14 protein-coding genes are annotated in these 12,593 nt (G+C 73.6%); 10 read left to right on the top strand and 4 right to left on the bottom strand.

The features are described 5' to 3' along the window. Nucleotides 1–117 precede the first annotated feature (117 nt). The 5 genes from MTBUT4_RS05170 to cobJ all read left to right on the top strand — a co-directional run bounded on the left by MTBUT4_RS05170 (nt 118) and on the right by cobJ (nt 5,543). Entirely contained in the window at nt 118–1,080 is a 963-nt protein-coding gene (locus tag MTBUT4_RS05170; protein WP_173978597.1) for a sirohydrochlorin chelatase, read from the top strand. Between the two features lie 12 nt (nt 1,081–1,092). Then, entirely contained in the window at nt 1,093–1,719 is a 627-nt protein-coding gene (locus tag MTBUT4_RS05165) for a precorrin-8X methylmutase (protein WP_173978596.1), read from the top strand. Between the two features lie 178 nt (nt 1,720–1,897). Beyond that, on the top strand, nt 1,898–3,085 hold the full coding sequence (cbiE, locus tag MTBUT4_RS05160) for a precorrin-6y C5,15-methyltransferase (decarboxylating) subunit CbiE (RefSeq protein ID WP_173978595.1): 1,188 nt from the start codon (nt 1,898–1,900) through the stop codon (nt 3,083–3,085). After that, nucleotides 3,082–3,762: a precorrin-2 C(20)-methyltransferase gene (gene cobI / locus MTBUT4_RS05155; RefSeq protein ID WP_173978594.1), complete on the top strand. Its 681-nt coding sequence runs from the start codon at nt 3,082–3,084 to the stop codon at nt 3,760–3,762. The genes cbiE and cobI overlap by 4 nt, the downstream gene beginning before the upstream one ends. Further along, complete coding sequence (gene cobJ, locus MTBUT4_RS05150) at nt 3,759–5,543, top strand: precorrin-3B C(17)-methyltransferase (protein WP_173978593.1); 1,785 nt, start codon at nt 3,759–3,761, stop codon at nt 5,541–5,543. The genes cobI and cobJ overlap by 4 nt, the downstream gene beginning before the upstream one ends. Here the strand turns inward: cobJ and MTBUT4_RS05145 are convergent. Both MTBUT4_RS05145 and MTBUT4_RS05140 read right to left on the bottom strand, forming a co-directional pair. Next, nucleotides 5,522–5,761, bottom strand: coding sequence for an anti-sigma factor (locus MTBUT4_RS05145; protein WP_173978592.1), 240 nt, complete (start codon nt 5,759–5,761; stop codon nt 5,522–5,524). The genes cobJ and MTBUT4_RS05145 overlap by 22 nt on opposite strands. Continuing rightward, nucleotides 5,758–6,198 carry a DUF4168 domain-containing protein gene (locus MTBUT4_RS05140; RefSeq protein WP_173978591.1) on the bottom strand — a complete coding sequence of 147 codons (441 nt, stop codon included), beginning with the start codon at nt 6,196–6,198 and terminating at the stop codon, nt 5,758–5,760. The genes MTBUT4_RS05145 and MTBUT4_RS05140 overlap by 4 nt, the downstream gene beginning before the upstream one ends. Nucleotides 6,199–6,344: 146 nt before the next feature. Between MTBUT4_RS05140 and cobM the strand changes: the two genes are divergently transcribed. After that, on the top strand, nt 6,345–7,118 hold the full coding sequence (gene cobM, locus MTBUT4_RS05135; protein WP_173978590.1) for a precorrin-4 C(11)-methyltransferase: 774 nt from the start codon (nt 6,345–6,347) through the stop codon (nt 7,116–7,118). Here the strand turns inward: cobM and MTBUT4_RS05130 are convergent. Together MTBUT4_RS05130 and MTBUT4_RS05125 are read right to left on the bottom strand one after the other, a co-directional pair. Beyond that, nucleotides 7,045–7,830 carry a cobalt-precorrin-6A reductase gene (locus MTBUT4_RS05130; RefSeq protein WP_173978589.1) on the bottom strand — a complete coding sequence of 262 codons (786 nt, stop codon included), beginning with the start codon at nt 7,828–7,830 and terminating at the stop codon, nt 7,045–7,047. The two genes, cobM and MTBUT4_RS05130, sit on opposite strands and share 74 nt — an antisense overlap. Before the next feature lie 124 nt (nt 7,831–7,954). Further along, complete coding sequence (locus MTBUT4_RS05125) at nt 7,955–9,016, bottom strand: cobalt-precorrin-5B (C(1))-methyltransferase (protein ID WP_173978588.1); 1,062 nt, start codon at nt 9,014–9,016, stop codon at nt 7,955–7,957. 85 nt (nt 9,017–9,101) lie between these two features. Here MTBUT4_RS05125 and cobA point away from each other — a divergent pair, with 85 nt between their 5' ends. The 4 genes from cobA to MTBUT4_RS05105 are packed head-to-tail and all read left to right on the top strand — an operon-like array spanning nt 9,102 to nt 12,549. Further along, a complete protein-coding gene (gene cobA, locus MTBUT4_RS05120) occupies nt 9,102–9,875 on the top strand; it encodes a uroporphyrinogen-III C-methyltransferase (RefSeq protein WP_173978587.1) in 774 nt (257 codons plus the stop codon). After that, on the top strand, nt 9,872–10,618 hold the full coding sequence (locus MTBUT4_RS05115) for a sulfite exporter TauE/SafE family protein (RefSeq protein ID WP_173978586.1): 747 nt from the start codon (nt 9,872–9,874) through the stop codon (nt 10,616–10,618). The genes cobA and MTBUT4_RS05115 overlap by 4 nt, the downstream gene beginning before the upstream one ends. Nucleotides 10,619–10,635: 17 nt before the next feature. After that, nucleotides 10,636–11,235, top strand: a complete 600-nt coding sequence (locus MTBUT4_RS05110; RefSeq protein ID WP_254434744.1) for an SCO family protein — start codon at nt 10,636–10,638, stop codon at nt 11,233–11,235. Next, nucleotides 11,236–12,549, top strand: a complete 1,314-nt coding sequence (locus MTBUT4_RS05105; RefSeq protein ID WP_173978584.1) for a cobyrinate a,c-diamide synthase — start codon at nt 11,236–11,238, stop codon at nt 12,547–12,549. The last annotated feature ends 44 nt before the right edge of the window (nt 12,550–12,593 follow it).

Genomic DNA, 12,593 nt, shown 5'->3' with positions numbered 1-12,593 from the left:
AGATTAGCCGCGTTTCGGGGGACTTACAAATCACCGCGACACCGCCTATAGTCGGCGCCTTTCCGGCCGGAGGCATGGACCAGCCGGTCAACGCACGAAGGCAAGGACCACGCGCACATGACGGAAAAGCTCGGGGTGATGATCTGCGGCCACGGCAGCCGCGACGTCGAGGCCACCCGCGAATTCGAGTCCCTCTCCCGCCATCTCTCGGCCCGCCTGCCCGATTACGCGGTGGAGAGCGGCTATCTGGAATTCGCCCGCCCGATCATCAAGGACGGGCTGGAGGCGCTGAAGGCCAAGGGCGTCACCCGCATCCTGGCGGTGCCCGGCATGCTGTTCGCCGCCGGCCACGTCAAGAACGATTTGCCGTGGGAGATCAACTCCTTCGCCGCCGCCAACCCGGAGCTGAGGATCGAGTTCGGCCGCGAGCTGGCGGTCGATCCCAAGCTGCTGCAGGCGGCGGCCGCCCGCATCGAGGAGGGCGAGGCCCAGGGCAAGGCCGGAATGGCGCGCAAGGACACCCTGCTGCTGGTGGTCGGGCGCGGCACCAACGATCCCGACGCCAATTCCAACGTCGCCAAGGTCGCCCGCATGCTGTGGGAGGGCATGGGCTTCGGCTGGGCCGAGACCGCCTATTCCGGCGTCGCCTATCCGCTGGTCGACCAGGCGCTGGAGCGGGCCGTCCGCCTGGGCTATTCCCGCATCGTCGTGTTCCCCTACTTCCTGTTCACCGGCATCCTGGTCAAGCGCATCTACGACTGGGCCGACCAGGCGGCGGCGGCCCATCCCGGCATCGAGATCCTGAAGGCGCCCTATCTCAACGACCACCCCCTGGTCATCGACAGCTTCGTCGAGCGCATCGCCGAGATCGTCGAGGGCCGCACCCACATGAACTGCACCTTGTGCAAGTATCGTGAGCAGGTGGTCGGCTACGAGGGCCAGGTCGGCGCCACCCAGGCCGGACATCACCATCACGTGCGCGGCATCGGCACCGATGGCGACCATCATGACCACGGCCATGACCACGATCATGGCCACCATCATCACCATCACCACGGCCACCATCACCACCACGACTGAGCGGAGACGGAGGTGACCACCGATAGCTGGATCCGCGACCCGGCCGAGATCTACCGCCGCTCCTTCGCCGCCATCCGCGCCGAGGCGCCGCTGGAGACCCTGCCCGAGAATCTGCGCGAGGTGGCGGTGCGGGTGATCCATGCCTGCGGCATGCCCGATGTGGTCGGCGACCTCGCCGCCAGCCCGGGGGCCGCCGCCGCCGGCCGCGCCGCTTTGGCCGCCGGGGCGCCGATCCTGGTGGATGCCGAGATGGTCGCCCACGGCATCATCCGCCGCCGCCTGCCCGCCGACAACGCGGTGATCTGCACCCTCAACGACGCGGCGGTGGAGGTGGCCGCCCGCGAGATCGGCACCACCCGCTCGGCCATGGCGGTGGAATTGTGGCGCCCCTGGCTGGAGGGCGCGGTGGTGGCGGTGGGCAACGCGCCGACGGCGCTGTTCCGCCTGCTCGACATGGTGGCGGAAGGCGGGCCGCGCCCGGCCCTGGTGCTGGGCTTCGCCGTCGGCTTCGTCGGCGCGGTGGAATCCAAGGACGCGCTGATCGCCTCCGGCCTGCCCCACATCGCCATTCGCGGCCGCCGCGGCGGCTCGGCCATGGCGGCGGCGGCGGTGAACGCCCTGGCGGGGGGGTTGGAATGAGCCGGACATGCGGATACTCCCTCCCCTTGAAGGGGAGGGGTCTGTCCTTTACTGCCCCCCTCCCCTTGAAGGGGAGGGGTTGGGGGTGGGGTGAAATCGCACACTCCGACGCCGACGCGGTTCGCCCCCCTACCCCAACCCTCCCCCACGAGGGGGGAGGGGGTTACGGAAGGTTCCCATGACTCCCTGGCTGACCATCATCGGCATCGGCGCCGACGGCCTTGACGGGCTGGCTCCGGCGGCGCGGGCGGTGCTGGCCGGCGCCGAAATGGTGGTGGGCGGCGAACGCCACCTGGCCATGGTGGCGGCGGCGGAAAAGCATCCCTGGCCGCGCCCGTTTTCGGGCGCGCGGGCCTTGCTCGACTCGCATCGCGGGCGGCGGGTGGCGGTGCTGGCCTCGGGCGATCCCATGTGGTTCGGCATCGGCGCCACCCTGGCCGGCTGGTTCGATCCCGCCGAGCTGGCGGTCATTCCCCATCCCGGCGCCTTTTCGCTGGCCGCCGCGCGGCTGAAATGGCCGCTGCAGGAGTGTCTCTGCCTGACCGTCCACGGCCGCCCGCTGGAGGCCCTGCGCCTGCACCTCGCCCCCGGCCGCCGCCTGCTGGTGCTGGCCGAGGACGGCCGCACCGCCCCGGCCCTGGCCCGCCTGCTGGTCGAGGCCGGGTTCGGCCCGTCGCTGCTGGCGGCGCTGGAGAGTCTGGGCGGACCCGATGAACGCCTCCGCCGCGCCCATGCGGAATCCTGGCAGGGCGACACCGCCGACCTGACGACCCTGGCGGTGGAGTGCGCCGCCGAACCGGGGCGGGTGCCGCCGTCGCTGGTTCCCGGCCTGCCCGATGATTGCTTCGAGCATGACGGGCAGCTGACCAAGCGCGAGGTGCGGGCGATCACCCTGGCGGCGCTGGCGCCGCTGCCCGGCGAGTTGCTGTGGGACGTCGGCGCCGGGTCCGGCTCGGTGGGCATCGAGTGGATGCGGGCGGGCGGCCGCGCCGTCGCCATCGAGCCCAAGCCCGAGCGCGCCGCCCGCATCGGCCGCAACGCCCTCGCCTTGGGGGTGCCTGGGCTGGAGGTGGTGCAGGGCGCCGCCCCGGGGGCGCTGCCCTATTCCGACCCCGACGCGGTGTTCGTCGGCGGCGGCGTCTCCGAGCCCGGCCTGCTCGAGGCCTGCCGCGCCGCCCTCAGGCCCGGCGGCCGGCTGGTCGCCAATGCGGTGACCGCCGAGGGCGAGGCCGCCCTGCTGGGCTTCCGCAGCGCCCATGGCGGCGAGCTGGTGCGGCTGGCGGTCTCGCAGCTGGCCCCGGTGGGCGGCTTCCACACCTGGCACCCGGCCATGCCGGTGACCCAGTACCGGGGGCGCAAGACATGACCGGGACATTGTGGGGTATCGGGGTCGGGCCGGGCGACCCCGAGCTGCTGACCGCCAAGGCCATCCGCCTGCTGGGGGCGCTGCCGGTGCTGGCCTGGCCGGCGCCGCTGGAGGGCGAGGGCATGGCGCGCACCATCGCCGCCCCCTACATCCCCGCCGCCAGGACCGAGATCCCCATCCGCCTGTCCTTCCGCCCGGAGCGTGACGACACCGAGGCCGCCTACGGCGCCGCTGCCGAGGCGGTCGCCGCCCATCTGGCGGCGGGACGCGACGTCGGCGTGCTGTGCGAGGGCGATCCCCTGTTCTTCGGCTCGTTCATCCACCTCGCCGCCGTGCTGGCCGGCCGCTTCCCGGTGGCGTTGGTGCCGGGCATCAGTTCGCCCATGGCCGCCTCGGCCGCCCTGGCGCGGCCCCTGGCGATTCTCGACGAGCGGCTGGCGGTGGTTCCGGCCACCCGCGCCGATGCCGAGATCGAGGCGGCGCTGCTGGCCTCGGACACCGCCGTCATCATGAAGGTGGGCCGCCACCTGCCGCGCCTGAAAGCCCTGCTGGCCGGGCTGGGTCTGGCCGAGGCGGCGGTGGTTGTCGAGCGCGCCACCTTCCCCGACCAGCGGATCTCGCCGCTCTCCGGCCTGTCCGAGGCCTCCTATTTCTCGCTGATCCTGGTGCGCCGATGATTGTCCTGGTCTGCCTCACCCCCGCCGCCCTGGAAACCGCCCGTCGCCTCAAGGCGCTGCTGCCGGGGGCCGAGCTGCACGGCCTGGCCGGACGGATCGACGGCGCCGAGCTGGTCTTCGCCGACGCCACGGCGCATATCCGCGGGCTGTTCGCGGCCGGGCACACCGTGATCGGCCTGTGCGCCGCCGGCATCCTGATCCGCGCGGTGGCGCCGCTGCTGGCCGACAAGCGGGCCGAGCCGCCGCTGCTGGCGGTGGCCCCCGACGCCTCGGCGGTGGTGCCGCTGCTGGGCGGCCATCACGGCGCCAATGCCCTGGCCCGCACCATGGCCGCCGGGCTGGGCGCCGCCGCCGCCGTCACCACCGCCGGCGACCTCGCCCTCGGGGTGGCGCTGGACGAGCCGCCCGTGGGCTGGCGGGTCGCCAATCCAGATGGCGCCAAGCCGGTGGCCGCCGCCCTGCTGGCGGGAGAGCCGGTGCGGCTGGAGGTCGAGGCCGGCGAGGCCGGTTGGCTGGACGGCGTGTCCTTCGCCGCCGAGGCCGATCTGGCGGTGCGGATCACCGACCACGCCGTCGCCCCCGAGGACGGCGAACTGGTGCTGCATCCGCCCACCCTCGCCCTCGGGGTGGGCTGCGATCGCGGCTGCCCGCCCGACCAACTGGCCGAGCTGGCCCTGGCGGCGCTGGACGAGGAAGGCCTGGCCGCCGCCTCGGTGGCCTGCGTCGCCTCCATCGACCTCAAGGCCGACGAGGCGGCGGTGCATGCCCTGGCCGCCCGGCTGGGGGTTCCGGCCCGCTTCCTCACCGCCGAGGACCTGAACGCCGAGGCGCCGCGCCTGCTCAATCCGTCCGAGGTGGTCCTGCGCGAGACCGGCTGCCCCGGCGTCGCCGAGGGTGCCGCCCTGGCCGCCGCCGGACCCCGGGGCGCATTGGTGGTGCCCAAGCGCAAATCGGCCCGCGCCACCGTGGCCATCGCCCGCGGCCCCGCCATCGCGCCGGAGGCGGTGGGCCGGCCGCGCGGCAGGCTGTGGGTGGTGGGCATCGGCCCCGGCGCCGCCGCGGTCCGCACGCCCGAGGTGTCGGCCGCCATCGCCGCCGCCACCGATCTGGTCGGCTACGGCCTGTATCTCGACCTGCTGGGCGAGGCCGCCGCCGGCAAGGCGCGGCATGAAAGCGATCTGGGATCCGAGGCCGAACGCGCCCGCAAGGCCCTCGACCTGGCCGGCGCCGGCGGCAGCGTCTGCCTGGTCTGCTCCGGCGATGCCGGCATCTACGCCCTGGCCACCCTGGTGTTCGAGCTGCTTGACCGCGAGGGCAAGCCGGAATGGCGGCGCGCCGAGATCGCCGTCCTGCCCGGCGTCTCGGCGCTGCAGGTGGCGGCGGCCCGCGCCGGGGCGCCGGTCAACCATGATTTCTGCACCATCTCGCTGTCCGACCTGCTGACCCCGTGGGAGACCATCGAGAAGCGCCTGAAGGCCGCCGCCGAGGCCGATTTCGTGGTCTGTTTCTACAACCCGGTGTCGAAGCGGCGGCGGGATCAATTGGCCCGGGCCCGCGACATCCTGCTGTCGGGCCGGCCGCCGCAGACCCCGGTGATCCTGGCCCGCCAGCTCGGTCGCCCCGAGGAAGAGGTGCGGGTGGTGTCCCTGGGCGAACTCACCCCCGACCATGCCGACATGCTGACCATGGTGGTGGTCGGCTCCAGCGAGACCCGGCGCCTGGCGGTGGGCGGACGCGAGTGGGTCTACACGCCGCGCGGCTACGCCAGGAAGCTGGTGTAGCGGCGGGGCGGCGGCGCCGACGCCTTCTTCGGTCGCCGCGGCGTCACCGCCGGGCGGCCGAACAGAAGCCGCAATCCGGCCAGCAGCGCCACGTCCGCCGCCACCCGGGCGGCGTCGCGCGGGCAGCGGGTCAGATGCAGCTCCACTTCCCGGCGTCGTGGCGCGTCCAGCCGTCCATCGACCAGGGCGAGCAGATCGGCCTCGGTGACGGTATTCATTCGCCGTCCTCGGGGTTGGCGCCGTCCTCGGGGTTGGCGCCGTCCTCGGGGCTGGCGGCCAGCTGCTGCAGGATGGCCTCGACCCGGCCCTGCAGCGCCGGGTCGTCGCGCACCAGGATGGCGATCTCGTTGTAGCGGTCGACCGACATGCCGTCCTGCTGCACCGCCGCGGTCATGTCGGCCACCGCGCTCTGCTGCAGGTGCTCGAGGCGCGTCGGATCCTCCTCCTGCTGCATCATCATCATGTAGCCGTGCTGCAGGCCGATCAGACGGATGAAGGCGGCGACGAACTCGGACAGCTCGGAATCCTCGACGGCGGCGGCGCCCGTCGAAGGGGAGTCGGCGGCGGCCGGCGGGACGAGGATTGGCAGGGCGAAGGGCAGGGCGAAGGCCAGCATGGTGGCCGTCACGGCGGCCCGCAGGGTGGAAGCGATCATGGTGGCCTCGCGGGATGATGCGTCTTGATGGCTAATGCGGGTGGCCGGGCCGGTGTTCCCGCATCAAACGGCTAGGGGGAGGCATCCCTAGCCATCAGGCCATGGCGCCGCTATCCTTGCCGCCCCCGTCCCTCGCGAAGATCGCCATGACAGTCCACTTCATCGGCGCCGGTCCCGGCGCCCCCGATTTGATCACCGTGCGCGGCCTCGGCCTCATCCGCCGCTGCCCGGTCTGCCTTTATGCCGGCTCGCTGGTGCCGGCCGAGGTGGTGGCCGAGGCGCCGCCCGGGGCGCGGGTGGTCGATACCGCGCCGCTGCACCTGGACCAGATCGTCGCCGAGATGGAAGCCGCCCACGCCGCCGGGCTGGAGGTGGCGCGGGTGCATTCGGGCGATCCCTCGCTCTACGGCGCCATCGCCGAGCAGATGCGGCGCCTGGACGGACTGGGAATTCCCTACGACGTCACCCCCGGCGTGCCGGCCTTCGCCGCCGCCGCCGCCGCCCTGGCCACCGAGCTGACGTTGCCCGACATCAGCCAGACGGTGATCCTGACCCGCACCGCCGTGCGCTCGTCGAAGATGCCCGGCGGCGAGGATCTCGCCACCCTGGGGCGAAGCGGCGCCACCCTGGCCATCCACCTGTCGGTGGCCAACCTCGCCCATGTGGTGGCCGAGCTCACCCCCCTCTACGGTGCCGATTGCCCGGTGGTGGTGGCCTCGCGCGTCAGCTGGCCGGACCAGTCCTTCATCTCCGGCACCCTGGCCGACATCCGCGACAAGGTGAAGGCGGCCGGACTGGTGCGCACCGCCCTGATCCTGGTCGGGCGCGTGCTCGGCGGTGCGGATTTCAGCGAATCCCGTCTCTACGCTCCGGACCATACCCACTCGTCGCGTCCGGGCTCGTCGCGTCCGAAGACGTGATCCAGGCGAGCACCGCCTCGACCGATGCGGCCAGCGGGCCGGGCGGCGGGGTGGGGCGGCGGATCATCAGCACCGGCAGGCGCAGGGCGCGGGCGGCGGCGATCTTGCCCTCCGTCGCCGCCCCGCCGGCCGCCTTGGTGACCACCACGTCGATGCCGTGGGCGCGCATCAGCACCTCCTCGTCGGCGGCTTCGAAGGGCGGGCGGCCGATGATCAGGGCGTGGTCGGGCAGCGGCAGCGGCGCCGGGGCCAGCAGCCGCACCAGGAAGAAGACGTCGCCGCAGCCGGCGAAGACCGCCACCTCGTTGACGCCGATGGTCAGGAAGGCGCGCCGGCCGAGGGACGGCAGCAATGCCGCCGCCATGTCCATGCTGTGGACCTCGATCCAGGTGTCCTCGGGCCGGTGCTCCCACATGGGCCGCAGCAGCTTGACGCGGGGCACCGAAGCGGCGCCGCAGGCCGCCTCGGCATGGGCGGCGATGCGGGCGGCGAAGGGATGAGTGGCGTCGATCACCCGCTGGTAACCCTCGGCCCGCAGATGGGCTTCGAGCCCCGCCGCGCCGCCGAAGCCGCCCACCCGCACCTGCCCGGCCAGCGGCCGGGGCGAGGCGGTCCGCCCGGCCAGCGAGGTGGTCACCGCGTGCCCGGCGGCGACCAGACTCTCCGCCAGCTCCGCCGCCTCCGCCGTGCCGCCGAGGATGAGGATCTTCATCACCGCTGCCGCCAAGGCTTGGCAACACGGATGAACACGGATGAACACGGATAGACGCAGATTTGGATTTGGCTATCTGTGTTCATCCGCGCCCATCGGCGTTCATCCGTGTTGCCTTGAATACTCACCCGCCGCTCCTCCCCACTACCGCCCCCGCCCGGTCCAGCGCCACCACCGCCACCTCGGTGCCGCCGGCCAGCACCGCCATCGCGGTCTCGCGGGCGCGGGCCGCCACCACGTCGCCCAGCGGCAGCGGCTCGGCCAGGGCGAGGATCTGGGCGGCGCTGGCGCACCGCGCCGCCGCGTCCGCGTCGCCGCCCAGCTCGCCCAGCAGGCGGGCCAGGAATGCGGTGTCCACCGTGCTGGCGCGGGAATGCAAATCCATCGCGCCGGCCGCCAGCTTGGCCAGCTTGGCGAAGCCGCCGGCCAGGGTGAGCCGGCGCACCGGATGGGCGCGCACATATTTCAGCACCGCCCCGGCCATGTCGCCCATGTCGATCAGCGCCTGCTCGGGCAGGCCGAGCTGGTGGCGCAGCCAGGCCTCGGAGGTCTTGCCGGTGGCGGCGCCCAGGTGGCACAGGCCGAGCGCCCGGGCGACGTCGATGCCGCGATGGATGGAATGGACCCAGGCGGCGCAGGAATAGGGCCGCACCACCCCGGTGGTGCCCAGGATCGACAGCCCGCCACGGATTCCCAGGCGGGCGTTGAGGGTGCGCCCGGCCAGCGCGGTGCCGCCGGGAATGGCGATGGTCACCACCGCGTCCGCCGCCACCCCCAGCGCCGCCGCCGCCTCGGCCAGATTGTCGGCGATCTGGGCGCGCGGGCCGGGATTGATGGCCGGCTCGCCCACCGCCAGCGGCAGGCCGGGCAGGGTGACGGTGCCGACACCCTCGCCGGCCCGGAACAGCACCCCGCCACCGGCCGGCGCGGCGGCGACGGTGGCCAGGATCAGGGCGCCGTGGGTGACGTCGGGATCGTCGCCGGCATCCTTGAGAACCCCGGCGGTGGCGCTGCCGTCGCCCCGTTCGGCACGGGCCAGGGCGAAGGAGGGCGCCAGCCCGCCGGGCAGGCGGATGGTCACCGGATCGGGAAAGCCGCCGCCGTGCAGCGCCACGAAGGCGGCCCGCGCCGCGGCGGCGGCGCAGGCGCCGGTGGTCCAGCCTTTGCGGAGGGGTGCATCGTTCATCCTTGCATGGTGCGGACTGGATGGCGCCGGTTCAAGGCCGGAAACAGGGCTACGCCCCGCCGGCGATTTTTCCTATACTCCGGCCATGGCTCTCGACTTCCCCCCCTTCGAGCCGGGTACCGTGTGGCTGGTCGGCGCCGGTCCCGGCGATCCCGGCCTGGTCAGCCTGCTGGCGGTGCATGCCCTGGAGCACGCCGACCACGTGGTCCACGACGCCCTGGTGGATTCCCGCATCGTCGCCATGGCGCATCCCGGCGCGGTGATCGAATCCATGGGCAAGCGCGGCGGCCATGCCAGCCCGCGCCAGGGCGCCATCAACGCCCGCCTGATCGAGCTGGCCCGCGCCGGCAAGCGGGTGCTGCGCCTGAAGGGCGGCGATCCCTTCGTGTTCGGCCGCGGCGCCGAGGAGGCGCTGGCCCTGGCCGAGGCCGACATCCGCTTCCGGGTGGTGCCGGGGGTGACCGCCGGCATCGGCGGGCTGGCCTATGCCGGCATCCCGGCGACGGCGCGCGACTGCAATTCGTCGCTGGCCTTCGTCACCGGCCATGGCCAGGACGGCGACGTTCCCGACGGCTTCGACTGGGACGGGCTGGCGCGCGGCGCCCAGGTCCTGGTGTTCTACATGGCGCTGCGCCAGCTCGACCGGGTGGTGGAGAGGCTGCTGGCCGCCGGCCGCCCGGCGGACGAGCCGGCGGCGGTGGTGTCGAAGGCCGCCACCCCGCAGCAATCGGTGCTCGAGACCACCCTGGGCCGGCTGGTCGAGGACCTCGCCGCCCATCCCGTCGATCCGCCGGCGCTGCTGGTGGTGGGCGGCGTCGCCGGGCTGCGCCGTCAGCTCGACTGGTGGAGCCCGGCATGAGCGATCCCTTCGCGCTGCTGGCGGCCGGGGCCTCGGTCTGCCGCGTCGCCGTCGCCGAGAATGGCGGCCTGATCGGCAGCCTGGCGCTGACCGGGCTGATCGGCAGCGCCACCCATTGCGTCGGCATGTGCGGCCCGTTCGTGCTGTCCCAGGCCGCCGCCCGGCTCGAGGCGGTGCCGCTGGCCCGCATGAGCGAATGGACCCGGGTGTCGGGGGCGGTGCTGCTGCCCTATCATGTCGGCCGCGCCACCACCTACGGCGCCCTCGGCGCCCTCGGCGCGGCGGCGGCCGGCGCGGTCGGCGATCTCGCCGCGCTGCGGCCGCTGGCCGCCGTGCTGCTGGGGCTGGCCGCCCTGCTTCTGGTGGCCATGGCGGTGCCGAGGCTGCGCGGCGGCGCCGCCGGCGAGACCTGGTGGAGCCGCACGGTCTCGGGCTGGGCGCGGCCGCTGTTCGCCGCCCCCTTCGGGCTCAAGGGCTGGCTGCTGGGGGTGATGCTGGGCTTCATCCCCTGCGGCCTGCTCTATGCCGCCCTGGCCGCCGCCGCCGCCAGCGGCGATCCGGTGGCCGGGGCGCTGGGCATGCTGGCCTTCGCCGCCGGCACCGTGCCGGCGCTGCTGGCGGTGGGAATCGCCGGCCAGGCGGCGGCGGCGCGCTGGCGGGCGCCGATGTTGCGATGGGCGCCGCTGCTGCTGGTGGCCAATGCCGGCATGCTGGGCTTCATGGCGTGGCAAATGGCCGCTTGATCGAAACGGAGGGTTGGTTGAAGAACGCGCGCACCACCATCATCGCCGTCGTCGCCGTGGTCGTCGTCGTCGCCGTCGCCCTGGGGGCGCGGCTGGCGGTGTGGTCGGGAAGCGACCATGGCGGCGGCGGCGCCATCGGCGGCCCCTTCACCCTGGTGAACCAGGATGGCCGCACCGTCACCGACCAGGATTTCCGCGGCCGCTGGATGCTGGTCTATTTCGGCTATACCTTCTGTCCCGATGTCTGCCCGACCGCGCTGGGCGTGGTGTCCGGCGCGCTGGACAAGCTGGCGGCGGACGAGCGGGCGAAGCTGGTGCCGGTGTTCGTCACCGTCGATCCCGCCCGCGACACCCCGGCGGTGATGAAGGACTACGTCGCCGCCTTCGCCCCCGGCATGGTCGGCCTGTCGGGCAGTCCCGAGCAGGTGGCGGCGGCCATGAAGGCGTACAAGGTCTACGCCGCCAAGGCGGCCGGGTCGGACGATCCCGCCTCGTACACCGTGGATCATTCCTCGATCCTCTATCTGATGCAGCCCGACGGCCGCTTCGCCCAGCACTTCCCCCACGGCACCACCGCCGACGAGCTGGCGGCCGGGCTGAAGAAGCGGTTGAACTAGATGCCGGCTCCCGGCGTCGTCATCGCCGCCCCCGCCTCGGGCAGCGGCAAGACGCTGCTGACCCTGGGTCTGCTGGCCCATCTGCGGGCCACCGGCGTGGCGGTCGCCTCGGCCAAGGTCGGACCCGACTACATCGATCCCGCCTTTCACGCCGCCGCCACCGGCCGGCCGTGCCTGAACCTGGATTCCTGGGCGCTGCGGCCAGGTACCCTGGCCGGGCTGGCGGGCGAACTGGGAGCGGCCGCCGAGGTGGTGGTGTGCGAAGGGGTGATGGGCCTGTTCGACGGCGCCGACGCGCCGCCCGGCAGCGCCACCGGCGCCACCGCCGAGGTGGCGCAGCTGACCGGCTGGCCGGTGGTGCTGGTGGTCGATGCCCGCGGCATGGCCGCCTCGGCCGCCGCGGTGGTGGCCGGATTCGCCAATCACCGCCCCGGCCCCGGGGTGACGGCGGTGATCTTCAACCGGGTGGCGGGCGAGCGCCACCGCCGCATGATCGCCGCCGCCTGCGCCGGCGCCTGCCCCGGCGTCGAGATCCTGGGCTTCCTGCCGCCGCTGCCCGAGTTGGCGGTGCCCAGCCGCCATCTCGGCCTGGTCCAGGCGGCGGAGCATCCCGACCTGGACGGTTTCCTCGCCGCCGCCGCCGCGGCGGTAAAAGCCCATGTGGCGATCGACCGGCTGCTCGCCCTGGCCCGGCCCGCCGGCCTGACGGCGGCGCCGGCGGTGCCGCTGGCCCCCCTGGGCGGCCGCATGGCGGTGGCCCGCGACGCCGCCTTCGCCTTCGCCTATCCGGCACTGCTCGAGGGCTGGCGGCGGGCCGGGGCCGAGCTGTCCTTCTTCTCGCCGCTGGCCGACCAGGCGCCCGACGGCGATTGCGTCTATTTGCCCGGCGGCTACCCCGAGCTGCATGCCGGCCGCCTGGCCGGCAACACCCGCTTCCTCGACGGGCTGCGAGCGGCGGCGGCGGCCGGGAAGCCGGTGTTCGGCGAATGCGGCGGCTACATGGTGCTGGGCGAGGGTCTGGTGGACGGCGACGGAACCCGCCACCGGATGGCCGGGCTGCTGGCCCTCGAGACCAGTTTCGCGGTGCGGCGGCTGCAGCTGGGATACCGCACCGCGCGGCTTGCCGGTTCCGGCCCGCTGGGGGCAGCGGGTTCGGGGTTCCGCGGCCATGAATTCCATTACGCCACCGTCACCGCCGAGGCGGGCGAGCCCCTGTTCCGCATCGCCGATGCCGGCGGCGCCGACCTGGGTTCCGCCGGCCTGCGGGCGGGATCGGTGGCCGGGTCGTTCGTCCATCTGATGGACAGGCTGTGACATCTTCCGAGTCAAGGGCGGCGATACTGCAGTGCGAAAATAAT

This window comes from Magnetospirillum sp. UT-4 (assembly GCF_902729435.1).
In the GTDB taxonomy this organism is placed as follows: Bacteria; Pseudomonadota; Alphaproteobacteria; order Rhodospirillales; family Magnetospirillaceae; genus Magnetospirillum.
Note: the sequence above shows the minus strand (reverse complement) of the source record. Positions and strands in the feature narration are given on the sequence as shown.